This is a genomic window from Streptomyces sp. BJ20, from assembly GCF_022869105.1.
GTDB classification, from domain to species: domain Bacteria; phylum Actinomycetota; class Actinomycetes; order Streptomycetales; family Streptomycetaceae; genus Streptomyces; species Streptomyces griseoincarnatus.
The window spans coordinates 3,734,618-3,757,865 of sequence record NZ_CP094918.1; the positions used below are offsets into that span (position 1 = coordinate 3,734,618).

General features: G+C 72.2%; 19 protein-coding genes and 1 pseudogene. 5 read left to right on the forward strand and 15 right to left on the reverse strand.

Annotated features, from left to right (window positions below):
- Positions 1 to 127 precede the first annotated feature (127 nt).
- Positions 128 to 277 (forward strand): annotated as a pseudogene (locus tag MTR79_RS16855) (IS1380 family transposase); the annotation flags it as partial.
- Between the two features lie 6 nt (positions 278 to 283).
- On the opposite strand, the gene MTR79_RS16860 reads toward MTR79_RS16855, so the two are convergent.
- The 3 genes from MTR79_RS16860 to MTR79_RS16870 all read right to left on the reverse strand — a co-directional run bounded on the left by MTR79_RS16860 (position 284) and on the right by MTR79_RS16870 (position 2,412).
- Positions 284 to 1,537: a serine hydrolase domain-containing protein gene (locus MTR79_RS16860; protein WP_244791012.1), complete on the reverse strand. Its 1,254-nt coding sequence runs from the start codon at positions 1,535 to 1,537 to the stop codon at positions 284 to 286.
- A 252-nt stretch (positions 1,538 to 1,789) separates the two neighbouring features.
- The gene (locus tag MTR79_RS16865; RefSeq protein ID WP_244791014.1) at positions 1,790 to 2,167 is read right to left on the reverse strand and encodes a fic family toxin-antitoxin system, toxin component; all 378 of its coding nucleotides are present in this window, start codon (positions 2,165 to 2,167) and stop codon (positions 1,790 to 1,792) included.
- Entirely contained in the window at positions 2,167 to 2,412 is a 246-nt protein-coding gene (locus MTR79_RS16870; RefSeq protein WP_048460605.1) for a hypothetical protein, read from the reverse strand. The genes MTR79_RS16865 and MTR79_RS16870 overlap by 1 nt, the downstream gene beginning before the upstream one ends.
- A 278-nt stretch (positions 2,413 to 2,690) precedes the next feature.
- On the opposite strand from MTR79_RS16870, the gene MTR79_RS16875 reads away from it, so the two are divergent.
- A complete protein-coding gene (locus tag MTR79_RS16875) occupies positions 2,691 to 4,355 on the forward strand; it encodes a TlrC/CarA/OleB/SrmB family ABC-F type ribosomal protection protein (RefSeq protein ID WP_244791016.1) in 1,665 nt (554 codons plus the stop codon).
- Between the two features lie 38 nt (positions 4,356 to 4,393).
- Here MTR79_RS16875 and MTR79_RS16880 read toward each other — a convergent pair whose 3' ends face one another.
- The 5 genes from MTR79_RS16880 to MTR79_RS16900 form a co-directional block, all read right to left on the reverse strand.
- Positions 4,394 to 4,618, reverse strand: coding sequence for a hypothetical protein (locus MTR79_RS16880; RefSeq protein WP_244791018.1), 225 nt, complete (start codon positions 4,616 to 4,618; stop codon positions 4,394 to 4,396).
- A 4-nt stretch (positions 4,619 to 4,622) separates the two neighbouring features.
- A complete protein-coding gene (locus MTR79_RS16885) occupies positions 4,623 to 5,933 on the reverse strand; it encodes a hypothetical protein (protein ID WP_244791020.1) in 1,311 nt (436 codons plus the stop codon).
- Positions 5,930 to 9,169: a DEAD/DEAH box helicase gene (locus MTR79_RS16890; RefSeq protein WP_244791022.1), complete on the reverse strand. Its 3,240-nt coding sequence runs from the start codon at positions 9,167 to 9,169 to the stop codon at positions 5,930 to 5,932. Before MTR79_RS16890 ends, MTR79_RS16885 begins: the two co-directional genes overlap by 4 nt.
- Positions 9,170 to 9,236: 67 nt before the next feature.
- Positions 9,237 to 9,662 (reverse strand): nuclear transport factor 2 family protein, encoded by a 426-nt coding sequence (locus tag MTR79_RS16895; protein ID WP_122215734.1) that lies wholly within the window; start codon positions 9,660 to 9,662, stop codon positions 9,237 to 9,239.
- Between the two features lie 310 nt (positions 9,663 to 9,972).
- The gene (locus tag MTR79_RS16900; RefSeq protein WP_244791024.1) at positions 9,973 to 10,386 is read right to left on the reverse strand and encodes a DUF3291 domain-containing protein; all 414 of its coding nucleotides are present in this window, start codon (positions 10,384 to 10,386) and stop codon (positions 9,973 to 9,975) included.
- A 113-nt stretch (positions 10,387 to 10,499) separates the two neighbouring features.
- On the opposite strand from MTR79_RS16900, the gene MTR79_RS16905 reads away from it, so the two are divergent.
- From MTR79_RS16905 to MTR79_RS16915, 3 genes are all read left to right on the forward strand, one after another.
- A complete protein-coding gene (locus MTR79_RS16905) occupies positions 10,500 to 11,165 on the forward strand; it encodes a MerR family transcriptional regulator (RefSeq protein WP_189366814.1) in 666 nt (221 codons plus the stop codon).
- A gap of 349 nt (positions 11,166 to 11,514) precedes the next feature.
- Positions 11,515 to 12,174 (forward strand): 4'-phosphopantetheinyl transferase superfamily protein, encoded by a 660-nt coding sequence (locus MTR79_RS16910; RefSeq protein WP_189366824.1) that lies wholly within the window; start codon positions 11,515 to 11,517, stop codon positions 12,172 to 12,174.
- Between the two features lie 807 nt (positions 12,175 to 12,981).
- Complete coding sequence (locus tag MTR79_RS16915) at positions 12,982 to 13,917, forward strand: SDR family oxidoreductase (RefSeq protein ID WP_048460785.1); 936 nt, start codon at positions 12,982 to 12,984, stop codon at positions 13,915 to 13,917.
- Between the two features lie 139 nt (positions 13,918 to 14,056).
- On the opposite strand, the gene MTR79_RS16920 is transcribed toward MTR79_RS16915, so the two are convergent.
- The 7 genes from MTR79_RS16920 to MTR79_RS16950 form a co-directional block, all read right to left on the reverse strand.
- On the reverse strand, positions 14,057 to 14,899 hold the full coding sequence (locus MTR79_RS16920) for a methyltransferase domain-containing protein (protein ID WP_189366815.1): 843 nt from the start codon (positions 14,897 to 14,899) through the stop codon (positions 14,057 to 14,059).
- A gap of 344 nt (positions 14,900 to 15,243) precedes the next feature.
- Entirely contained in the window at positions 15,244 to 16,866 is a 1,623-nt protein-coding gene (locus MTR79_RS16925; protein WP_189366816.1) for a BBE domain-containing protein, read from the reverse strand.
- Positions 16,867 to 17,193: 327 nt separating this feature from the next.
- Positions 17,194 to 18,783 carry an MFS transporter gene (locus MTR79_RS16930; RefSeq protein WP_244791026.1) on the reverse strand — a complete coding sequence of 530 codons (1,590 nt, stop codon included), beginning with the start codon at positions 18,781 to 18,783 and terminating at the stop codon, positions 17,194 to 17,196.
- 145 nt (positions 18,784 to 18,928) lie between these two features.
- Positions 18,929 to 19,975: a methyltransferase gene (locus MTR79_RS16935; protein ID WP_244791029.1), complete on the reverse strand. Its 1,047-nt coding sequence runs from the start codon at positions 19,973 to 19,975 to the stop codon at positions 18,929 to 18,931.
- A 166-nt stretch (positions 19,976 to 20,141) separates the two neighbouring features.
- Complete coding sequence (locus tag MTR79_RS16940; protein WP_244791031.1) at positions 20,142 to 21,206, reverse strand: acetylserotonin O-methyltransferase; 1,065 nt, start codon at positions 21,204 to 21,206, stop codon at positions 20,142 to 20,144.
- Between the two features lie 167 nt (positions 21,207 to 21,373).
- Positions 21,374 to 22,429, reverse strand: coding sequence for a hypothetical protein (locus MTR79_RS16945; protein WP_244791033.1), 1,056 nt, complete (start codon positions 22,427 to 22,429; stop codon positions 21,374 to 21,376).
- Positions 22,430 to 22,521: 92 nt separating this feature from the next.
- Entirely contained in the window at positions 22,522 to 23,247 is a 726-nt protein-coding gene (locus MTR79_RS16950; protein ID WP_189366819.1) for a GPR1/FUN34/YaaH family transporter, read from the reverse strand.
- Position 23,248 lies beyond the last annotated feature (1 nt).

Sequence of the window (23,248 nt, forward strand, 5' to 3'; positions counted from 1 at the left end):
GTACACGTACCCCGGACTCCGGCGCCGAGCGTTGTGAACCGTGCTGCCGGCATCGTCACCAGCTGCAACCAGCCTGCGACTGCGGCCGCAGTCAGGACCTTGCCTACACAGCCGCATCGGTTCCCAGGTGAGGAAGCGCATCGAGTGCCACCTGCGTGTCCGCGTCGAGGGCGGCGGTCGTGGGGCGGTCCCGCAGGCCGGGGTCGTGCCGCTGGTGGAAACGGTCCGCAAGACCGGCCTGCACCAAACGCCATCGGCGGCGTTCGCACCGTGGCGCAATGCCTCATCCGCGCTTCCGGTCGCCGCACACCGCCCGGTCCAGCAGGCGGACCGCGGCCTCCGCCTGATCGAGGAAGCGTTTCTCGTCACCGAAGCGCGTGGTGAAGACAGCGGCCGCGGCCGACACCCGGCCGTCTGGCGTGACGGCGGTCTCGGAGGCGGTGCCGAAGGACGTGCCGCCGTGGTACCAGATCCCGCCCCCGCAGCCCTCGGCCGGGCGCCAGGCGAGGCCGAGCCCGTAGCGGGTCCTGCCGTCGGTGGCGTAGCCGGGCGCCGGGACGGTGGTGCGCATCTGCTCCAGCTGCTCCGGCGGCAGCAGCCGGCCGCCCATCAAGGCTCGCAGGAACGTGTTCATGTCGCGGGTGGTGCTGATGATGCCGCCGTCCGCGCCGCCGCCCACGGCCAGCGTGGTGTCGGTGAGGTCGTCCCGGCCGGGGAACTGCGTGTACCCGGCGGCCGTCGGCATCGGCACGTACGGCGAGGTGTCGGGTATCAGCGTGCGGCGCAGCCCCAGCGGCTCGATGATCCGGTCGTGCACCTCCTGCGCCCAGGAGTTGCCAGTGGCCTTCTCGATGACCATCCCGACCAGCACGTAGTTGGTGTTGGAGTACGCCCACTGTGTCTCGGCGCCCGGATCGTCCGCGTCCGGCAGCCAGCCGGGGGCGCGCTCCATCGCCACGGCGACCTGCTCCTCGGGGGTCTGCGAGCGGAACCGCTGTGCGTGGAAGCGCTCAGGTGTCAGCTCCGCCGGGTCCTCGAAGGCGATGTCTGTGTAATTGGCCAGGCCGCTGGTGTGCTGGAGCAGGTTGCGCAGCGTGATGCGGCTGCCGTCGTTGCCGTTGCCGGCGACCAGCCCGGGCAGCCACTGCTCGACGGTGTCGTCCAGGCTCAGCGTGCCCTCGCCAACGAGCTGGAGCGCGGCCACGGCCGTGAAGGTCTTGGTGTCGCTGCCGATGCGGTAGTAGGCGTCGAAGGGCACCCGGCCCCCCTCCTTCAGGCTCGCGGTCCCGGACCGGGCCTGCGTCTCTCGCCCGGCCGCATCCCGGGCGAGCACCGTCAGCCCGGTGGCTCCCGTGTCCCGTACCGCGTCCGCGTCCCGCTGCAGCCGCGACCGCGCGTCCCCGCCGCCGGCGCCCACGGCCTCGGCCGTGCCCGGCCCGAGAAGCGATGCGGTCCCGATTGCGGCGACCCCTGCCACGGCCAGCCCTGCACGCCACCGCCCGGACCGGCCCCACTGCGCACTCTTCGTGATCTCCATGGCCGGAACGCTACGGAGGGCCGGCGCCGCGGACCATCCAGCTGGCTGCCCGGACGGGGGTGGTGCTGGCCCCCTGCCATCCGGCGACTACAGAGCCCCCAGCGTCGCGGTCCCGCCGTCTCCGGTCCGCCTGCAGGCCGCGGAGGGCGTACGCCTCCCGGTGCGGCGCCGAGCACGTCGAGGCGCCGCCGTCCGACGCCTCGGCGAGCGGTCCCCACGAGGCCTGGGCGCGGGCGCGGCCACCGGGCCGGTTCAGGTTGCGGTGGGCCAGGTCCGCAGCAGGGCGGCGATCTTTCCGGCGGTGCAGGACGGTTCCAGGAGGAGGTCCTTGAGGGCCATGGCGTTCTCGCGGGTCGGCTTGACGGTGATCCCGGCCGCCTCGAGGTACATGACGCCGGTGGCGGCGGCGACCGCCAGGTTGGAGCGCTCCAGCCAGCGGCAGCGGCCCAGAGTGTGGACCAGGGCGGCGGCCTTGGCGTAGGGGCCGTCGTAGACGGGCTGCTCGAACAGTTCGGCCCGGTGCCGGGCGACCGCGGACACGGGAACGCCGTAGTCGTCGGGGGCCGGGTCGTCAGCGCCGGCGGCTTCGGCCACCTGCAGGATCCAGGGGACGTCGATGTGCAGGTTCATCAGGCGGCGCGAGTTCCCCGCGAGCCCTCCGGCCGCCGGCCGTCTTCGGCTTCGTCGAAGATCGCCTGGTGTTCCGCCAGGAAGCGTGCGGCTGCGTCCACGGCTCGGGCGCGCAGGCCGCTGGCGTCGTCCTGCACCAGTCGGGCGAGGTAGTCCCCGACGCTCAACCCCAGGTCGGCGGCGCGCCGCCTCGCGAGTTCCGCGACGTCCTCGTCCACGCGTGCACCCAGTTGTGTCTTCGCCATAGAGCGATGGTAACAGCTGTTACCTTGAGCTGGGGACGGATCGATCAGGGGTGTGTCCGTTCACTTCCCGCGGGTCCGCACCACCCCTCCCCCGTAAAACGAGACGTATCGTCTTGCAAAGGGGCCGGAGCTCGCGTAGTGTCCCCCACATGGGTTCCCTGTGAGATTGCCGGCGACGACCGCGTAGAGCCGTGCTCCGCCGTCGTCGCGCCTCGCCGCGCAGCCGTCCGCCCCGATCCGGCCCGGGTCCCACCCGTGCGGCCAGGAGGGAACTCATCGTGCACACACCGCAACTCACCCTGTCCCACGTCACCAAGGGCTACCCCGGCCGTACCGTTCTGGACGACGTCTCCTTCACCCTCAAACCTGGCGAGAAGGCCGGGCTGATCGGCGACAACGGCGCCGGCAAGTCCACGCTGCTGCGGCTGATCGCCGGTCAGGAGCGCCCCGACAGCGGGGAGGTGACCGTGGCCGCCGCCGGCGGTGTCGGGTATCTGCCCCAGTCCATCCCCCTGCCGCCGGCCGCCACCGTCCAGGACGCCGTCGACCTGGCCCTCGCGGACCTGCGCGCCCTGGAGGCGGAGCTGCACCGGGCCGGGCGGGCGCTCGAGGCCGGCGACGACCCGGCGGCGCTCGCCGCGTACGAGGCGCTCCTCGCCCGCTACGAGGCCCGGGAGGGGTACGACGCCGACCATCGGGTGGACATCGCGCTGCACCACCTCGGCCTGCCGGGGCTGCGCCGCGCACGCCCGCTCGGCACCCTCTCCGGCGGTGAGCGCTCCCGGCTCGCCCTCGCCGGTGTCCTGGCCGGCCGGCCGGAGCTGCTGCTCCTGGACGAGCCGACCAACGACCTCGACGACCGGGCGGTCGAGTGGCTGGAGGCACAACTGCGGGCGCACCGCGGCACGGTGCTCGCGGTCACCCACGACCGTGTCTTCCTGGAACGCCTGACCACCACGGTCCTGGAGGCCGAGGAGGGGAAGGTCACCCGCTACGGCGACGGCTACGGCGGTTACCGCACCGCGAAGGCGGCCGAACGGCGACGCCGGGTCCAGGAGTACGAGCAGTGGCGCTCCGAGCTGGCCCGCAACGAGCGGCTGGCCGCCGGACACGCCGCCCGCCTCGGCGTCATCCCGCGCAAGGCGCCGCTGGCCAACTTCGGCCACGGCGGCTTCCGGGCCCGCGGCCGGGCGCACGGCGCGATGGCCCGCATCCGCAATGCCCGTGAGCGGGTCCAGCGGCTGACCGCCGAGGCGGTGGCGCCGCCGCCCGAGCCGCTGGCCTTCGCACCCCGCATGGCGGCGGCGGGCGCCGTCCCGGAGGGGGGTGCCGGGGCCGTTCCGGCGGACTCGCCCGCCGTGCTGCTGTCGGACGTGCGGGTGGGTGACCGTCTGCGGCTGGGTTCGCTCGCCCTCGGTCGCGGCGGGAGGCTTCTCGTCACCGGTCCCAACGGGGCGGGGAAGACCACGCTGCTGAAGGTGCTCGCCGGTGAACTGCGGCCGGACGGCGGCACGGTGCGGGTGCCCGGCCGGGCGGGGCACCTGCGCCAGGACGAGACGCCGTGGCCGCCCGGCCTGACGGTGGCCGAGGCGTTCGGGCTGGGCCGCGTGGGCTCTCCCGACGAACACGCCGACGCCCTGCTCGCCCTCGGCCTCTTCCGGCCCGCGGACCTGCGCTCACGCGTGGACGAACTGTCCTACGGGCAGCGCCGGCGGGTGGAACTGGCCCGGCTGGTCACGGAACCCTCCGATCTCCTGCTGCTCGACGAGCCGACGAACCACCTGTCGCCGGCGCTGGTCGAGCAACTGGAGGAGGCGCTGAGCGGATACCCGGGGGCGATCGTGCTGGTCACCCACGACCGTTCGCTCCGGGCGCGGTTCGAGGGCGAACGGCTGGAACTGCCGCGGCGGGAGGCGGAGTTTCCGCGGGTCCGGGTGGGCTGACGAGCGGACCCCTGCAGGTGCGGCAGGGCCCGGCCGGGTCAGCTGGCGGGCGGAGGCGTCGAGCGTTCGACCAGACCGTGTACGTACTGGTCGCCGCGCGGGTTTAGGGGCGTGCTGCAGTAACCCACCGCCCGGAAGGAGCCGGCGTCGTCCGCCGGGGCCAGGCCGTAGAAGGTGCAGGACGGCCACCTCGTGTCGCCGTCGGGGGCCGCCGCCCCGTCCTGTCCCGCCCAGGTGGAGAGGGCGCAGGGCGGCGTCCCCACCGTTTCAGAGCAGTTCGTCGTCGCCCGCCAGGCCGGTCAGGTCGGCGAGGGCATCGGCCGGGTCGGTGGACGGGGAGCCGGCGGGCCACCACAGGTCGTCGCGGCGGCGGTAGGGGTACCAGCGGCCGTCGCGGCCGAGGCGGAGCTGGAGGTCCCGGCCGGTCAGCGTCCAGTGGTTGCCGTCGACGGTGACCGGGGGGAGTTCGTCCGCCTCCCAGGCCGCGGCCAGCGCGGTGCGGGCGCGGGCGGTCTGCTGCTCGGGCGGGGTCCAGGGGTGTTCCAGGACGTCCAGCGCCGCCCGCCCGCCGGTGCGCCATGCGGCGGCGGCGCGGTCCAGGTCCTCGCCGGGACGGCCGCAGCCGATGCGGAGCCGCTGCGCCACGCGCGGGTCGGGGTGGGTGGCCGCCAGGCGGACCGTGTCCTGCCAGACGTCGAGGGGTTCCGGCAGCGCGGTGTTGAACCCGTGGGCGTGGGCGAGGAGTTCGCGGGCGCGCAGAGCCGCGTCCGCGGCGAGGCGGTCCAGCGGGTCGGCCTCGATGCCGGTCAGCGGCTCCTCGGGCGCGGCGGGCGGTTCGGGCAGCGGCGGCAGGGCGGGCAGGGTTGCGGCTGGGCGGGCGTAGGCCGCGCGCTGGGCGGCATACGTGCCGGGATCCGGCGTGGGGGCCGTCGCGGCCGGCTCCGTCTCTGTCTCGGTCTCCCCCCGGTCTATCTCCTCCTCGTCGCCGGCCAACGCCCGCAGCAGCAGCGCCGACTTGAGTTCCTCCACCGCCTCCCCGGCGGCGCGGCCGCGGATCAGGAGCAGCAGCCAGGGGTCGGCGTCCAGCAGCCAGGACAGCTGGTAGGCGAGGGCGGTGGCGTGCGGGCAGGGGTGGTCGAGGCCGTCGCAGTCGCAGTCGGCGTCGAGGTCGCCGTAGCCGGGCAGCATGCGCACCCGGGCGTCCTCGACGGCCTCCAGCAGGTCCTCGGGGAGGTCGCCGGCCAGCAGCGCCTCGGTCTCGGCCGGGCGGTCGGCGGTCTTCTCCCAGAGCAGGTCCCACGCGTCGTCGTCCAGCACGGTCAGCGTCAGCCGCGTCGTGTACGTCTCCTCTCCCCCGTACACCTCCGCGGCCACGCGGCCGGAGCTGACCGTGATCGGGCCGATGCGGCCGGTGCGGGCGAAGGAGCGGCCCTTCTTCAGGGGGCCCTCCTCCGGCCAGACGTCCTCCACGGCCCCGGCCCACTGCGCGGCCCAGAAGGACAGGCCGCGGGCGCGGCCGCCCCGGCGTGCCGCGAAGGCGGGGAAGCCCCGTGCGCCGCTGCGCTGTGCCTCGCTCATGCCATGCTCCTCAGTTCCACCAGGTTGGCCAGCTCGTCGTTGCTCAGCTCGGTCAGGGCCTGCTCGCCGGAGCCGAGGACTGAGTCGGCCAGTTCCTTCTTCGCCTCCAGCAGGGCCGCGATGCGGTCCTCGACGGTTCCCTCGGCGATCAGCCGGTGCACCTGGACGGGCCGGGTCTGGCCGATGCGGTGGGCGCGGTCGGTGGCCTGCGCCTCGACCGCCGGGTTCCACCAGCGGTCGTAGTGCACGACGTGGTCGGCGCGGGTGAGGTTCAGCCCGGTGCCGGCCGCCTTCAGCGACAGCAGGAAGACGGGGAACTCGCCGTCCTGGAAACGCCGTACGAGTTCCTCACGCCTGGCCACCGGGGTGCCGCCGTGCAGCAGGGCGGCGGGGGTGCCGCGGTCGCGCAGGTGGCGTTCGAGGAGGCGGGCCATGGTGACGTACTGGGTGAAGACCAGGGCGGCGCCGCCCTCGGCGGTGATGGTGGCGAGGAGTTCGTCGAGCAGTTCCAGTTTCCCGGAACGGCCGGTGAGCGGGGCCTGGTCCTCCTTGAGGAACTGGGCGGGGTGGTTGCAGATCTGCTTCAGGCCGGTGAGCAGCTTCAGCACCAGGCCGCTGCGGGCGATGCCGCCCACGCCGGCGCGGATCTCGCCCATCACCGTCTCCACCTGCTTGCGGTAGAGGGTGTCCTGTTCGGCGGTGAGCGCGACCGGCCGGTCCGTCTCGGTCTTGGGCGGCAGTTCGGGTGCGATGCCCGGGTCGGTCTTGCGGCGGCGCAGCAGGAACGGCCGTACCAGCTCCGACAGGAGGCGGGCGGTGTGCTGTTCGCCGTCACCGTTCGCGGCGAGGACGCGTTCGGCCTCGACGGGGGCGATCCAGCGGGTGCGGAACCGGCGGTGGGTGCCCAGGAGCCCGGGGGTGGTCCAGTCGAGGACCGCCCAGAGTTCGGAGAGGTTGTTCTCCACCGGGGTGCCGGTGAGGGCGATACGGGCGCGGGCGCCGATCTGCCGCAGGGCCTTGGCGGTGGAGGAGTGGGGGTTCTTCACGTGCTGGGCCTCGTCGGCGACGACCAGGCCCCAGGTGTGCGCGCCGAGCCGGGCGGCGTCCAGGCGCATGGTGCCGTACGTGGTGAGGACGAAGCCCTCGTCGGCGCCGTCCAGCGTACGGCCGGGGCCGTGGTGACGGCGTACCGGGGTGCCCGGCGCGAAGCGGCCCACCTCGCGTTCCCAGTTGCCCAGCAGGGAGGCGGGGCAGACCACGAGGGTGGGGCCACGGTCCTCGGGGCGTTCCTGGCGCAGCAGGTGCAGCGAGATCAGCTGGATGGTCTTGCCCAGGCCCATGTCGTCGGCGAGGCAGCCGCCGAGGCCGAGGGAGGTCATGCGGTCCATCCAGCGCAGTCCGCGCAGCTGGTAGTCGCGCAGGGTGGCGGTCAGGCGGGCGGGCTGGTCCACCGCTCCGTCGCCGCCGTCGGGGTCGGCGAGGGCGCGGCGCAGGGCGTCCAGCCAGGCGCTGGGCGCCACCCGCACGCGTTCGCCGCCGATGTCGGTGTGGCCGGTGAGGGCGACGGCGAGCGCCTCGATGGCGGTGAGAGGCGGCAGCCGGCGGTCGCGGGCCTTGCGGGCGATGCCGGCGTCGACGAGGACCCAGCGGCCGCGCAGCCGGACGACGGCCCCGCCGTCGGCGACGGTGGCCGCCTCGTCGTCGGTGAGGGGGTCGCCGTCCAGTTCGAGGCGCCAGCGCAGGTCGACGGTGCCGTCGCCGCCGAAGAAGGAGCGCAGGTCGGCGGGCGGCGTCCGGTCGGCGCCGGCCACCGCGCGGGCGGTCAGCGCACCGGTGGACGTCTTGGGCCAGGTGACGTCGATGCCGTGCCCGGCCAGCCGGCCGGCCGCGCCGCCGAGCAGGTCGCGCAGTTCCCCGTCGGTCAGGTCGAGGGCGGTGGGTACGGGCAGCAGGCGCTCCAGCGGCGGCCACACGGCCTGGGCGCGGCGGACGGCGAGGACCGTGTCGGCCTGGGCGCGTGGGCCGAGGGCGTGGTCGGCGCGGGCGAACAGGTCGTCGGCGTCCAGGGCCAGGGTGGGGTCGGCGAGGCTGTGGGCGCGGGGGACCAGGCGCGGGCGGGGCGGGCGGGGGTCCGCCTCGGTGACGTCGGTGAGTTCGACGCGCAGGGACATCCGGACGCCGGAGTCGAGTCCGGCGGCGATCTCCTCGGCCCAGGCGCGCAGTTGGGGCACGTGCTGGGGTGCGCTCGCGGCGAACGCCGCGCGTCCGGTGGCGAGTTCGGCGGCGGGGGTGCGCGGGAGGGTGTCGGCGACCGCGTCCAGGAAGGCGCGCACGAGCATGTCCGGGTCGGTGCCGGGGACGGCGACGGCCTCGCCGGGGGCGGCGTCGGCGAGCGCGCGGATGCGGGTGATGTCGTCGGCGTCGAACGGGCCGGCCCGCCAGGTGTCGTAGCCGGCCGGGGAAACGCCGGGCAGGAGGCGCTCGCGGGCGGTCAGGTGCAGTGCGAGGGCGGTGACGGCTCCCCAGAAGGCGGTGGCGGGGTGGGGGGTGGATGCGGGGGCGGGGCCGTCGGCGGCGGGGGCGTCGGCGGCCGCGGCGGGCGGGGGCGGTCCGGCGGGCGCGATGGTGGCCGTGGGCGGCAGGGCGGGCGCGGGCGGCTCGGCGGGGTCGGTGGTGGCCGCGACGGGCGGCTCGGCAGGGTCGGTGGAGTGCGCGGGCGGCTCGGCGGACGTGGTCGGGCCGGCGGCCGCGGCGAGCGCGGGCGGTCCGGCGGGCGCGATGGTGGCCGCGGGCGGCAGGGCGGGCGCGGGCGGCTCGGCAGGGCCGGTGGAGTGCGCGAGCGGCTCGGCGCACGTGGTCGGGCCGGCGGCCGCAGCGAGCGCGGGCGGTCGTCCGGCAGGCGGGATGGTGGCCGCGGGCGGCAGGGCGGGCACGGGCGGCTCGGCGGGTGTGGTCGGGCCGGTGGCCGTGGTGGCGGTCGCGCGGTGGGCGTGGAGGAGGGCGGGCAGGGCGCCGGCCGGGGTCAGGCGCAGGACGGGCACGGTCCGGACGGCGAAGCCGTCGCCGTCGGGGACGACGAGGTCCGCCTCTCCGGGCTCGCCGCCCGGCGCCGGGGGCGGGGTGCCGCCGTCGGGGTCCCAGAAGGCGATCCGGCCCGTGCGGGCCGGGTCCCCCGGTTCGAACACGGCCGCGCAGCAGGCCAGTTGCCCGGCCTGCCGCGGTGTCATCCACTCCATGCGTTCCGACACCCTCTCCCTCGATGCCCTTGATTCCGGCCGGCGTGAGCGCGACTGCGCCGGGCGGTCAGAGGTTGTCGCCCCAGCCGCTCTGGATCATGGTCTGGAAGGCCCAGGCGCCGTCCTTACGGACGAGCACGTCGGCGTAGTCGGTCTCGTAGGTCTGGTCGCCCGCAGTGACGACGGAGTGGGTGAAGACCACCGCCATGGAGGCGGAGAGGAACACCGGGGCGCGGGTGTTGCGGAAGGTGACCTCCTGGCTGCCGTCGCCCATGACGTGGGCCATGGTGTCGACGAACTGGCGGCGGTCCCACTGGGCCGACCTGCCGTTGCCCGCCGAGTCGTCGCTGATCAGGTTGAGCGGGAACACCGCCTGGTCCGCCATGCGTTCGACGTCGCGCTTGGTGCACAGCGCGTCGTACTGCTCGAACCAGGCGTCGAGGCCCGCGCGGTCCTCGGCGGTGGGGGTGTAGCCGGTCTGGGGCAGGGTCACGCAGGCTCCCGATGATGCGATCCGACTGTTCAAATTTGACTACACGCTACTCTAGACGGAACTCGGCGGTCTGCCAAAGGGCCGGGCGGAAGTGTGAGGCAGGCCACCGCGGCCCGCGCGGCACGGCGGTGTCCCGCCGGGGCGGAGTCCATGGCCGCGCTGTACGGCATGGCGGTCGCGCGTACGGCGGTACGGACATCAGGAGTTCGCCCGCGCCGAGCAGTTGCGCCGGCTGGTGACAGACGAGGAACGCAGGGAGCCGTCCGACCCGGGGACGGGGATGCCCCCGGGTCGGAGGTCTTGCCACGGCTCAGGCGTCGCCCACCGCGTCGGTGCGCGCCTGTTCCGCCAGGCGACGCCTGGCGTCGTCCCAGGTGATGGGCAGTCCGGTGGTGTCGACTTCCCAGAAGGTGAAGGTGGAGGTGCGCATCGTGGGGCGCAGCGACGTCATGATGCCGCGGTGCGGTTCGGCCCTGGCGTAGGCGTAGAGGGCGTCGCGGTCCTGCCAGGCGGACAGCGTGTAGAAGACGCGCCGTGCGGGTTGTGCGATCAGTGAGGCGCCGTAGGCGCCGGGGGCCGAGCGGACCTGCTTCCAGGCGGCCAGGGAGCGGAGGAAGAAGCGGGGCACGTCCTTGAGCGTCCGCACCTCGAAGCGGGACGCCATGACGAACGCCGTGCCGTGCGGCGGGGGCGGGTTCGGGACGGTCCAGGGAAGTGTGGGCACCGTGGTCTCGCCTTCTGGAGTGGTGAGTGGCACTATCCATCGTAGTGCGTTATAGACAGTGGCACTAGCCGTTATCCGACGGACAACGGAAGACAGGACGAGGAAGCGGACCGATGCGCATCTCCGAGCTGAGCCGCCGCAGCGGGGTCTCCATCCCCACGATCAAGTACTACCTGCGGGACGGACTGCTGCCCGCGGGCCGCCCCACCGCCGCCAACCAGGCCGAGTACGACGAGGAACACGTGCGCCGGCTGCGGCTGATCCGTTCCCTGATCGGGGTCCGCGGGCTTTCCGTGAGCGCCACCAGGGACGTCCTGGCCGCGGTGGACGAACAGCAGGGCGACGTGCACCTGCTGCTCGGGCTGGTGCTCGGCGCGTTGCCCGTGGAGCGGTCCGGCAGACCGCCGCGCCGGGACGGCGCCGCGGAACCGGACGGCGCCGGGGCCGCCGCGGGTGACGTGGCCGAGGACGTGGCCGCGCTGACCGCCGAGATGGGCTGGAGGACGTCTCCGAACCCGCCCGCCGCGCAGGTGGTCGCCGAGACGCTGGAGACGATGCGGGCGCTCGGGATGGACTACGACTGGCGCTCCCTCGTCCCCTACGCCGAACTCGCCGACCGGGCGGCGAGGCTCGACCTCGACCAGCTGCGGGACGCGGGCGACCCGCTGCAGCAGGCCGAACGGGCCGTCCTGCTGACCGTGCTGCTGGAGCCCGCGCTGCTGGCCCTGCGGCGGCTCGCGCAGGAGCACCACTCGGCGCTGCGCTTCGGCAACGGCTGAGGCGGGCGCCGCCGGCACCGTCCGCCCCGGCGGCGGGTGCGGGCGCGGGTGCGGGGTGCGGGAGCGGAACGGGGGCGTGGCGTCAGGAAAGCAGCCGCTCCCCCGGCCGCGCCTGAGTGAACGTCACCGACATACGTGTGCCGGCTCCTGTCGATGTCCGCGCGGGCGGGCGGACACGTGTTGCGGTGCGGTGTCGTACGTCGGCCTTGCGACCTCGTCAGGGCCCCCACACGCACCGGCGAGGCGGAGTCCACCGTCTGCGCGCCCTCGCCGGAACGGCGGGCCACGCTCCCTTTGAACCTGTCGGCGGTCACGTCCGCCAATGAGCCTGCGGCGTATCCTGCCCCAGGTGATCGAGCAACTGCTGCCTTCGGCCGTCGTATCGGTGGAGGCCTACGGCCAGAACGACGCGGGCCTCACGCTCTTCCCCGAGGAAGCGGCGTTCATGACGCGGGCGCTCGCCAAACGGCGGCGGGAGTTCACCGTCGTGCGTTCCTGCGCCCGGCGCGCCATGGAGAAGCTCGGTGTGCCGCCGCAGCCGATCCTCCCGGGGGAGCATGGCGCTCCACGCTGGCCGGCCGGGCTGGTCGGCAGCATGACCCACTGTGACGACTACTGCGCCGCCGCGCTTGTCCGCACAGCGGATCTGGCCTCGCTCGGCATAGACGCCGAGGTGCACCAGCCGCTGCCCGACGGAGTACTGCCGGCGGTGTCCCTGCCGGCCGAGGCGGACCGGCTGCGGCGGCTCTCCGACCGGCGCCCCGACGTGCACTGGGACCGGTTGCTCTTCAGCGCCAAGGAGTCCATCTACAAGACGTGGTTCCCCCTCACCCGAAAGTGGCTTGACTTCACAGAGGCCGACATCGAGTTCTCCGAGGACGGCCACTTTCGCGCGACGCTCCTCGTCCCCGGTCCCCGGGTGGGCGGCCACCGCCTCGACCACTTCGACGGCCGATGGACGACGGACCTGGGCCTGATCGCCACGGCCGTGGCGGTCCCGCACACCTGAGGAAAATCCCGTGCGGGCCCGCAGAGCACGCAGGTTTCGCGGAGTTCCGCGAACGGCGACCTGCGGATTCGACACGTATGGCGACCCGTGGTCGCTGTGATGGATGAGGCCCACCCCTGGTTGGTCCGGCCGGCTTACGGTGAAGTCGCGGTCGACCGGGTCCGGCGGCCGGGGTGCCGACGGCTACGGGACCGTGGTGCGGCTGCGCCGGCCACGGATGAGGCCGTAGCCGCAGGCAATGGGAGTCATTCCGCCGGACCGGAGGCTCACAGCCCGATTCCAGGACGTTGGTCCCGCCGGGTCGCCATCACCTGAGCATGATCCAAAGCATCGTGCGCGGCCTCGCCGCGCTCTCGTTCCTCCCCTGCCTCACACTTGCGACCGGTGCAGGCGAGACGGCGCCGCTCCCCTGGCCCCCTACGCCCGTCGGCCGAAGCCGTCGCACGCCCGCGCGCCTCCAGCGCCAGGCGGAGACTGCACCCGACTGGACGAAGTACTGCACACCGCCCCCGGCGGGTCGTCGGGGGCGTCGTGCCAGAACCGCGCCTGCTCTTGGAGGCGGCCCTCCGTACGACGGTACGGCGTCAGGAGCTCACCCACGCCGAGCAGTTGTGCCGGCTGGTGACGCGACGGGCCGGTGTTCGGTCGGCGATTCCTGTGGGGAGCTGCTCGTCCCTTCGGGCCCCGGTCGGAGAACGGCCGGAAATCAGGACGGAGGATGTCGGGTTAAGACGTGATCATGGAGTGGAAGAGCCCGTGCCGAGGACGGACGCGGGTCAGGAACGCACGAACAGATGAGGGACCTTCATGGAACGCACGCCCGACACGCCGGCTCCGGACCTTCGGGGGAAGATCGCGTTGGTCGCGGGTGCCACGCGGGGAGCCGGACGAGCCATCGCCGTCCAGCTGGGCGCGGCGGGTGCGACGGTCTACGTCACCGGCCGTACGACGCGGGAACGTCGCTCGGAGTACAACCGGTCCGAGACGATCGAGGAGACCGCGGAGCTGGTCACGGAGGCGGGCGGAACCGGGATCGCGGTGCCGACCGACCACTTGGTGCCCGAGCAGGTCCGCGCGCTCGCCGACCGCGTCGACACCGAGCAGGGGCGGCTCGACGTACTGGTCAACGACGTCTGGGGAGGTGAGCGGCTGTTCGAGTTCGACAAGAAGGTGTGGGAGCACGACCTCGACGCGGGGCTGCGGCTGATGCGGCTCGGTGTGGACACCCATGCGATCTCCAGCCACTTCCTCCTGCCCCTGCTGGTGCGTCGGCCCGGCGGACTCGTGGTGGAGATGACCGATGGGACGGCCGCGTACAACGGCAGCCACTACCGCAACTCGTACTTCTACGACCTGGTCAAGAACAGCGTGCTGCGCATGGGGTACGTGCTGGCCCACGAGCTGGAGCCGTACGGCGGCACGGCGGTGACGCTCACTCCGGGCTGGATGCGTTCGGAGATGATGCTCGAGACGCTCGGTGTCACGGAGGAGAACTGGCGCGACGCGCTGACCGAGGTGCCGCACTTCTGCATCTCGGAAAGCCCTTCGTACGTGGGGCGCGCGGTCGCGGCGCTGGCGGGTGACGCGAATGTCGGGCGCTGGAACGGCCAGTCGGTTTCCAGTGGGCAGCTCGCTCAGGAGTACGGCTTCACCGACCTCGACGGCTCGCGTCCCGACTGCTGGCGTTATCTGGTGGAGGTGCAGGAGGCGGGGAAGCCTGCCGACCCGTCCGGGTATCGGTGACCGCGCTGTTCGCGGGCGCTGACTAGCGGTCAGCCGGTCCGTTCGGGCCTGGAGCTCGGGGCGCGGGGTCGGCAGCCCGATGGCCCGGCATCCCTTTGTGACGGAGGGGTGCCGGGCAGCCGGCGCGCGCCGGGCGGGCTCAGGAGGTGGATGCCGGGTCCCGCGTCGCTGCGATCACCAGGTATCCGATGCCCGGGCTGGCCGCCGCGCGGCGCATGAGGCCGATGTACTGGTCGACCGGTTCCGGCCCGTCGATCCGGGCCAGTTCGTCGCGTCGGGCCTCGACGGCGTCAGCCATGATCATTCCGGTCCGGACCACCTTGTCGCTGATGTCACGGATGTCGATGTCGACGAATCCGTTCGCGGTGAGCAGTCCCCGGTATTCGTCGGCGGTGGCGTAGGCGCTCACGTGGTAGGAGGTTCGGAATTCGTCGAGAACGGCGCGGGCCTCGGCGTCCAGCGGCGGGCGCTGGACGGTGTCGGCGATCACCAGCCGTCCGCCGGGGCGCAGCACCCTGGCCGTCTCGGCGAGCGCGCGGCCCCGGTCCGGCACATGGAGCAGGGATTCCACCGCCCAGGCTCCGTCGAACGAGTCGTCGTCGAAAGGCAGGTCCTGTACGTCCGCGTTGCGGAAGGCGGTCAGGTCCGAACGGCCCGCCTCGGCGGCGCGCTGCGTGGCCTGCTTCACCTCGACGTCGCTGATCGAGATGCCGGTGACACGCGCTTCCCTGGCCGCGACGAGCTGGAGAGCGGGCTTGCCGACACCGCAGCCGATGTCGAGGACACCGGCGCCGGGCGCGGGGTCGAGCAGACTGATCAGCAGGTCCGTGAGCCGGGCCGTGGCGGCTTCGACCGTGCTGTCGTCGGCGTCGTCCTCCCAGTAGCCGTAGTGCAGATTCTCGCCCCAGGCGATATTGAGAACCTGGCCGAGACCCTCGTAGAAACTCGCGACGTCGCCGACGCCGGATAATTCGGCAGCCATATCTGTCTTCCTGTCGTCTCTGCTCTGGTTCGGCCCCGGGCACTCGGGCCGGGATTGCCGCCGCGGCCGCAAGGTTCGGCGGAAGTACGGCACGGGGAGCTTCCGGGGATATTCGTCAGCTTTCTGTGACGCTTGGACGCGCGGCCGGACCGACTCGTTCCGCGTGAACTCGCGGCCGACCGGAAAGGCGCGTCGCATGATCCGGCGGCGGAAATGAGAAAGGTCGCCCATTCTCTTCCGGAGTACGGGATGTTTTCGGCCAACGGAACGAGGCGGAGGGAGGTGCGGTGTGCCCGTCGGGCGGCCGCGTGCCGTCCGGCAGGGCACACCGCACCGATGCCGGGTCAGGCGGGCCGGATCGACAGCGCGTGGTGGAACACGTCACGCGGGTCGTAGGCGGACTTGACCCGCTGGAGCCGCGCGTAGTTCGCTCCGTAGTACAGGCCGTGCCAGGGGGTGTCGGAGGTGTTCCACTCCGGGTCGGCGAGGTCGACGTCCGGGTAGTTGATGTACGCCCCCGAGTTGGCGGCGTCGGGCGCCGGGACACCGCCGGTGTTGCGGTACACGTCGCGGTACAGCTTCCGCACCCACGCGACGTACTTGGCGTCCTGGGCCTCCGCGCGCCACACGCCGGGCGTGAAGTAGACGCGCAGGATCGAGTCCCGGTGGACGTAGGCGGTCGCGTCGGAACGTACCGAGTTGATCCTGCCGCCGAGGGCGGCCAGGTTCACCTGTGCGCCGGGATCGCCGTGGTCGTCGGTCAGGTAGGCGTAGATCGTGTCCAGCTGCTCGTCGGTGTAGCTCTTCTTGAGGTCCGCCGTCTTGTCCTTCTGGCGTCCGGGGGGACCCCAGTACCAGTTGTCGCGGTCGAGCCACGGCAGTTCGTACCGCGAGTCGGCCACGGGAGAGACGCCGGCTCCGGCGGCAGTCGCCTCGAAGAGCCCGTCGAGCAGGGCCTCGCCGCCCGGAACGTCCTTGGAGACACCGGCCATCAGACCGACCACGCCGGCTGCCTGATGGGAGGCGGAGAACGAGGCCCACACCTGGACCTCCCTGGCCCCCGGGGCGCTGTTGAGCTCGTACCACCGGGAGAAGTTGCGCACGAGCGTTCTGAACGCCTGCGGCGACAGGTCGTTCCAGGACCACTGCACGTTGCGGACCCTTTGGTTCGAGCCGCGGGGCAGCAGCTTGGCGGGGTCGCTGGAGTTCACTCCGGGCGTGCGCAGCCAGTACCGCGTGACGATCCCGAAGTTGCCGCCGCCGCCGCCCGTGTGTGCCCACCACAGGTCGCGGTTGGGGTCGTCCTGGCGACGGGTCGCCACGATGGTGCGGGGCTGTCCGTCGGCACCGACCACGACCACCTCGACGGCGTCGAGGTGGTCGACGGCTATGCCGTGGATGCGGGAGTAGAAGTTGTAGCCGCCGCCGAGTATGTGCCCGCCGAGGCCAACTTCCGAGCAGCCCGCCGAGGGTATCGTCACGCCCCAGCCCTTGAAGAGCGTGTTCTGCGTGGGGGCCACGATCGCGCCAGGACCCACGGCGAACGCACCCCGGCGTTCGTCGTAGTAGACGTCCTGCATCTGCGAGAGGTCGATGAGGTGCTTGACGCCGGAGTACGTCGTGAAGTTCTCGAGGCAGTGGCCGCCGGAGCGGACGGCGACCTCCTGGCCGGCCGCGACGGCGCGGCCGAGCGCCTCGGCGACCTGGTCCGAGGAGGTCGCGATGGTGACCTGATCCGGCCGGTTGCTGAAGCGGGTGTTGTGCGCGCGGATGAAGCTGTCGTAGCGGGGGTCCCCGGGCTGCACGGTGACGGTGTCGAACGCCGGGGCGCACTTTCCCGCGCTCTTCGCGGTGTTCTTCCCGGCCGCGGCCGCGGTGCCGCCGCCTGCTAAGAAGTCCGCCGAGACCAGGCCGGCCCCGACCAGTCCGGCGCGCGTGAGTAATCCCCGGCGGTTCAGTTCAGACATTGACGTACTCCTTGCTACGTACGGGAGATGGGCACAACTCGAACGTGTCCCTTCGCCGACTGGCCCGACATCGGCAGATCGGAAGCCTACGTCATTTACAGGGGTGTCGAAACGTGTCCGCCCGACGAAGCCGCACATTTCAAGGAAGTTTATGGATGACCACTGTTCGCCGGGGTCTCCTTTCACAAGCGGAGCGCGTGGATCTGTTGCAACCAGGGGCATTGGTGCGGCACGGAGAACCGATTGGCCGGCATAGCGCCGGTAAATACGCCGTAAGAAGGGATGATTCAGGGCGCTGTGGGCGCGGGCCCGGTGGAACGGTCCCTTTCAGGAACTCGTGCGCGACGGCACCTCGGTGCCGCCGGGACCGTTCAACCCGTCGGCGTCGTCCAGGGCGTGACCGTCGCCCTCCGGAGTCGGGCGCAGCACGGCGATGGTGACCACGATCAGCAGGGTCACCACCGTGCAGATGACGCTGACGTGGAAGAGGCTGTCGGTGAACGCCTCCCGGGCCGCGGTGAGGACCGTCGTGCCGAGCTCGTCCGGCAGCCGCCCGGCCTCGTCCACGGCCGAACCGATGGTGTCCTGGGCACGGGAGGCCACGCCGGCGGGCAGGGTGTCCGCGACCTCGGCGCGGTACACCGCGGTCCCGACGCTGCCGAGGATCGCGACGCCCATGCCCAGCCCCAGTTCCTGGCAGGTCTCGGAGATGGCGGAGACCGCTCCGGCCTTCTCGGGCGGCGCGGACGCGATCATCATGTCGGTGCCGAGCGCGATGGTCGGCGCGACGCCGAAGTTGAGCATCCCTACCGCGATCATCACCGGGACGAGACCCCCCTCCGTCTCGACCTGGGTCAGTACGGCGAAACCGATCACGGCCATGGTGAGCCCGGCTGTCATCACGTACGCGGACCGCATCCAGCGCAGTGCCACCGGAGCCAGCAGGGCACCCATCACCCCGCCGACGCTGCCGGGCAGTGACGCCAGTCCCGTCTCCAGGGGCGACAGCCCCACCACCATCTGGAGGTACTGCGCGATGAAGAACTGTGATCCCGACATGACGAAGAGCGCGACGCCCATGGTGACGAGGGAGACGGTGAAGGTGCGCTCACGGAACAGGGCGGGGTCCAGCAGGGGGTGGGTGAGGCGCCGTTGTCGTACGGCGAAGACCACGGCCAGTGCGAGCCCGGCGAGGAGCAACGTCACCGGCAGGACGCCGAAGCCCTCACCGGTGAGCACCTTGAGCCCGTACACCGTCGTCAGCAGGGATGCCACCAGCAGCAGCACGCTCGCGGGGTCGATCCTGCCGGGGTTCGGGTCGCGGTACTCGGGGAGCAGTACCGGCCCCAGGATCAGCAGCAGCACCATCGCGGGCACGCTCAGCAGGAAGACCGATCCCCACCAGAAGTGTTCCAGCATCGCTCCGCCGACGAGGGGGCCGAGCGCTCCTCCCACCAGGAAGCAGGCGATCCACACGCTGAAGGCGACGGAGCGCTGTCGTGCGTCCAGGAACATGTTGCGGATCAGGGACATCGAGGAGGGCATCAGGGTCGCTCCCGCGATGCCCAGCAGCGCCCGGCTGACGATCAGCATCTCCGCGCTGGTCGAGAAGGCCGTGAGTACGGAGGCCAGCCCGAAGCCCGCCGCCCCGGCCACCAGCAGCCGACGCCGGCCGAACCGGTCACCGAGCGTGCCCGCGATGATGAGCAGACCGGCGATCAGGAAGCTGTAGATGTCGACGATCCACAGCAGCTGCAGGCCGCTGGGGTCGATGCTCCCGCTGAGATGCGGGACCGCCAGGTGCAGCACCGTGGTGTCGAGGCTGATGAGCAACGCCGGTAAGGCGAGGACACCCAGAGCTGTCCATTCGCGTTTCCCGGCACGGGCGGGCGGGGAAGCGGTCGGGTCGTGAGTCATGAGGGAGTGCCTATCCAGCGACGACGTGGGTGAGGGACCCGTCTGAACGGCCCAGGGCTGCCCCGGCAGCGGTTATCGGCCTCGACGAGACGACGCGGCGCGGCACACCGGTCCGAGGCCCGGGTGGGACGGTGTGCGAGGGCGCTCAGGTGCTGCGCCGCCGGGCCGTGATGACGCCCATGCCGCTGGGCAGCACCCTGGTCTCCTCCGGTTCCAGTCCGGCGGCCGTGAGCAGCGCGGTGAACTCCGCGCCGGTGCGCTCCTGGCCGCCCGCCGCTCCGAAGAGGGAGAGCATGTAGAGGTCCATGAGGGCGGGGAGCCGGTGGCGTCCGCCCCGGTCGTCCGCGGCGGCATCGGTGAGCAGGTCGATCACCATGAGACGACCGTGCGCGGGCATGGCGGCGGCGCAGGTACGCAGGATGGAGACAGCGCTGTCGTCACCCCAGTCGTGCAGGATGTGGCTGAGGACGTAGAGGTCCGCGCCGGGTGTGACGCTGTCGAAGAAGTCGCCGACGACGGCGGTGCAACGGTCGGTGAGACCCCCTTCCACGATGCGCTTCTCGGCGAGCTGCACGGTGCCGGGCAGATCGATGACGCTGCCGGTGCTGCCCGGGGTGCGGTGCAGCAGTTCGCACATCAGGTGGCCGTTGCCGCCCCCGACGTCCACGATCGTGGGGTACCGGTCGAAGGAGACCGCGTCGAAGATCTCGTCCAGCTCCAGTCGCAGTCCGGCCTCCTGGGACCGGTCGAAGACTTCGCGCCGCTCCGGCCGCCGCTCCAGGTGCTCGAAGAGGGCGCATTCGTGAAGCAGGGTGAACGCCGAGTCGCCGGTCCGCACGGAGTACCCGAACTCCTGCCAGGTGCGGCCGACTTCACCGGCGAGCAGCAGGGCGCTGGGGCGTGCCGTGCCGGGGGTGTCAGGCAGCAGGGTGGCACCGAGGCGGGTCAGCGCGAAGGTACCGTCGGGCTCCTCGGTGAACACATCGAAGGGGACGAGTGCGCGGAGCAGCCGGCGCAGGGCGAGGGGGTGGGCGTCAACGTCGCCGGCGAGGTCCTCGGCGGAGCGGCGCCCGCCCGCCAGTGCCTCCGGCAGACCGAGCTCCACCGCTGTGCACACCGCCTTGGAGACAAGCTGGCCGTACAGCAGCATGCGCATCCGCGCCGCGTCGTCCCGGAGTTGTGGGTGGAGCATGCGGTCCCCTTCTGGTGCGTCTGCTCTTGTGTGTGCGGCTTCTTGTGCGTCGCGTGGCGCTGGTGTGGTGGGCGCGTGGCGGTCGGTGGTGCTCGCCGGGCGGGGTGCCGCCGGGCCGCCGTGGCGGCCGGCCCGATGGCACCCGCGTGTGTGGCCCCGGCGGGGCCTACTTGGTGGCGACGATGACGCCGTGCGGGGTCCAGCCCGGGAAGGGGATGCGCTTGACGGTGCTGAACCCGGCCTCGCGCAGGCACCGCTCGTGTGTCGCCCAGGAGTAGATCATGCCGCCCTCGGCGGGCAGCGCGGCGAAGTAGACGCTGTCGAGGGCGGCGACGACGGGGCCGTCCCCCTCGTCGTTGGACATGGAGTTGAAGATGACCAGTTGACCGCCTTCGGGAAGGACGTCGTAGGCGCGGCGCAGCAGTTCGGTGTTCTCCTCCGGCGTCCAGATGACCAGCTGGTGGGCGAACATCACCACGTCGCAGCCGGTGGGCAGCGGGTCGGCGAACATGTCGCCGGTGATGACGGAGACCTGGTCGCCGACGCCGGCCTGGGCGATCTTCTTCTCGGCGATGCTGCCGGACGCCGGGATCTCGAAGACGGTGACCTTGAGGTCCGGGTTGGCCTGGGCGAGGGCGATGGCGTTGACGGCGTCGCCGCCGCCGCAGTCCAGCAGGTGCTGTCGGCCGGACAGGTCGAGCTCCTGGACCAGGTGCTTGTTGGCCAGTTCGGACCAGGAGCGCATGTAGCGGTAGAAGACCTGCTCCAGGTGCGGGTTCTCGGCGAGCCGGTGGTAGAGGTCACGGCCGGAGCCGCGGACCCGGCGCAGACCGACGTTGCGGTTCTCGCGGAGCGAGTCGGTGAAGTCGAGCTGGCCCTCGTACACGATGTACTGCTCGAAGGCCACGGTGTCGACGAAGCGCTGCCAGTCGCCCTCGTCCATGAGGTCCTTGATGACCCCGGCCAGTCGGTACCGTCCGTCCTGCTTGACGAGGATGCCGAGCGAGGTGCAGCCGAGGAGGAGGATGTCGACGGCGCGGTCCTGGAGGGAGAGCGCGTCGCGGATCTCGTCCCGGGTGAGCTCCTGCTTCTCGGCCACCAGATCCGGGAGGCCGAGTTCGCAGGCCGCGTTCAGGTACTGGAAGGCCGCATGCCCGAAGAGGATCCGGGACAGGCCGTCCATGTCGAGCTCGGCGGGCCCGCCGTGCTGGGTGGATGCGGTCTGGGTCATGAGTGCCCTGCCTCTCGCATGTGAGTGAGTTCCCGTCGGTTGCCGGCGGGTGGACCGGTGGCCCGGTGTTACGTGGGGAGGGGATGTTCGGAACGTGCTCGCGATCGTCCGTCCGGAGCGGCTGCGGGGCGCGACGTGCTTGCCGCCGAACGGCCGCGCCCGGACGGTCACGTGTGGTGGTCGGGGTGCGGGGCTGCGGGCAGGGTGCCCACCCGCAGCCGGCGGAACTGCTCGATGACGCCGACCGCGGGCCGGTGGGACCTGCTGGTCGCGAGAAGACTCGGTGACTGGCTGCCGACGAAGTTCCCGCACACGCCCTTGTGCGACTCGTACGTGGCGTCGAGTGCGGTCCGGAAGTCGGTCAGGGCGTCGGGGCGGCGCTCCGCCAGCCAGGACCAGGCCTCGCCCGACGCGGTCAGCGCGGCCACCAGTGCCTCGTGGTCCCGCCAGCGCAACCCGCTCATCTGCGGGGGCGCCACCGGCGGCATGAGGGTGGGCCTGATCTCCGACCGGTACTGGTCGGGGTTGGCGTCTCCGGCGAACTGGAGGGCGGCCCGACAGGCCCGCATGACCCGGGAGGCCACTTCGGCCGCCGTGGCGGCGGCCTCCTCGTCGCCGGCCTCGGCCGCCGCCGTGAGACTGTTCACGGCGACGGTGCCGCCTTGGGCGAGCACCATGAAGACATGGTGGCCGCGCACCCAGCGCCGGAGCCCGTCGAGGGGTTCGGGTTCCCCCGACGACGGGCAGCCGGGCACCGGCAACGGCGCCGGCAGCCGGGTGGGATCGGTCGGCCATCGCACCAGGGTGTCGAAGCCCGCGACCAGGTCGTGCCACGCCGACTCGTCCAGGCCGGTGCCCCGTTCCTCGGCGATTTCCAGGATGCCGAGGTGGGCGTTGAGCGCCGCCGCGACGAACAGGGTGAGCGGGTCACCGTGGCGGCGTTCTATGCCGAACGCCAGATCGTTGTGGCGGTTCGGCCGGGACTCCCCCGGATCGTCCACGACGAGGGTGCTCGGCACCGGGCCCAGATCCGCGCGAGCGGTCCGTACGGCGGCGAGCATGCCGGCGAGACCGGTCCGGTGCGCCGGGTCGGTCACCGTGCCGGCCAGGCCGGCGAGGGCGGAGGGGGCCGCCGCCGCGAGGGCCGGGACGTCGCCCGGCAGATCTTCCGGGCGCGGCATGGGGAAGGGGACGGTGGCGACGTCGGGCAGGTAGTCGGTCATCGTTCCTCCTTTGCGTGTGCGGTGGGGCCGGCAGGGGTCCATGGGCGGCGGCTCGAACCGGTCGGCGCTTGGGCCGGTCGGCGGCCTGGCCGTCAGCGGCTCTTGATCAGCGGCTTGCCGAGAGGGAGGTTCTTGGCGCCGGTCGCCCTGTGCATGAAGCTCGCGAAGATGTACATGCCGACCGCGATGAAGAGGAACATCGTCGTGATACCGACGTAGATCAGCCAGGGGTCGCTGGGCTTCAACGGGTTGTTGACGGTCTGGTCGATGGCCTGCTCGATCGAGCCGAACAGCACGAGCAGCGTCGCGGACACGACGACGAAGAGCAGCGTGAAGACGCTCGGCAGGCGCAGGGTGGTCAGCGTGAGCAGGATGATCACGATGGCCCAGACCAGGACGAAGTTGGCGGTGGCCTGGCGTTGTTCGATGTTCTCGAACTGTCCCATCCAGTTGTTGTTCAGGGCGAGGCTGAGGATGGAGAAGCTGAGCCAGAACGTCCCGAAGAGGCCGTACACCGCCGCGAACACCCCGTCGCCCAGGCGCATCGCCCAGACCGAGGCCATCAGCAGCATGATGGTGCTGGCGAACACCATGATGGGCAGCGAGGCCACCAGGGAGTTGGCGGGAACGCTGACGTCCTTCAGGTAGAAGGCGAGCGAGATGGAGCCCAGCAGGAAGCCTCCGAAGCCCAGCATGGCGGGCTCGTTGGCTCGGGGGCCGTCGGACAGGTCCGGTACGGGCGCGGACGGCTTCGCCGTGTGAGCGGTTTCGGCGACGGGTGCCGGGGGCATGCCGAGCGTCTTCTCTTCCTGTTTCATC

Excerpts from the sequence above, each read along its gene's own strand:
- MTR79_RS16930 (WP_244791026.1), bottom strand. The coding sequence starts at position 18,783 with ATGACTCACGACCCGACCGCTTCCCCGCCCGCCCGTGCCGGGAAACGC.
- MTR79_RS16935 (WP_244791029.1), bottom strand. The coding sequence starts at position 19,975 with ATGCTCCACCCACAACTCCGGGACGACGCGGCGCGGATGCGCATGCTG.
- MTR79_RS16860 (WP_244791012.1), bottom strand. The coding sequence starts at position 1,537 with ATGGAGATCACGAAGAGTGCGCAGTGGGGCCGGTCCGGGCGGTGGCGT.
- MTR79_RS16920 (WP_189366815.1), bottom strand. The coding sequence starts at position 14,899 with ATGGCTGCCGAATTATCCGGCGTCGGCGACGTCGCGAGTTTCTACGAG.
- MTR79_RS16940 (WP_244791031.1), bottom strand. The coding sequence starts at position 21,206 with ATGACCCAGACCGCATCCACCCAGCACGGCGGGCCCGCCGAGCTCGAC.
- MTR79_RS16865 (WP_244791014.1), bottom strand. The coding sequence starts at position 2,167 with ATGAACCTGCACATCGACGTCCCCTGGATCCTGCAGGTGGCCGAAGCC.
- MTR79_RS16905 (WP_189366814.1), top strand. The coding sequence starts at position 10,500 with ATGCGCATCTCCGAGCTGAGCCGCCGCAGCGGGGTCTCCATCCCCACG.
- MTR79_RS16870 (WP_048460605.1), bottom strand. The coding sequence starts at position 2,412 with ATGGCGAAGACACAACTGGGTGCACGCGTGGACGAGGACGTCGCGGAA.
- MTR79_RS16945 (WP_244791033.1), bottom strand. The coding sequence starts at position 22,429 with ATGACCGACTACCTGCCCGACGTCGCCACCGTCCCCTTCCCCATGCCG.
- MTR79_RS16925 (WP_189366816.1), bottom strand. The coding sequence starts at position 16,866 with ATGTCTGAACTGAACCGCCGGGGATTACTCACGCGCGCCGGACTGGTC.
- MTR79_RS16890 (WP_244791022.1), bottom strand. The coding sequence starts at position 9,169 with ATGGAGTGGATGACACCGCGGCAGGCCGGGCAACTGGCCTGCTGCGCG.
- MTR79_RS16915 (WP_048460785.1), top strand. The coding sequence starts at position 12,982 with ATGGAACGCACGCCCGACACGCCGGCTCCGGACCTTCGGGGGAAGATC.
- MTR79_RS16885 (WP_244791020.1), bottom strand. The coding sequence starts at position 5,933 with ATGAGCGAGGCACAGCGCAGCGGCGCACGGGGCTTCCCCGCCTTCGCG.
- MTR79_RS16950 (WP_189366819.1), bottom strand. The coding sequence starts at position 23,247 with ATGAAACAGGAAGAGAAGACGCTCGGCATGCCCCCGGCACCCGTCGCC.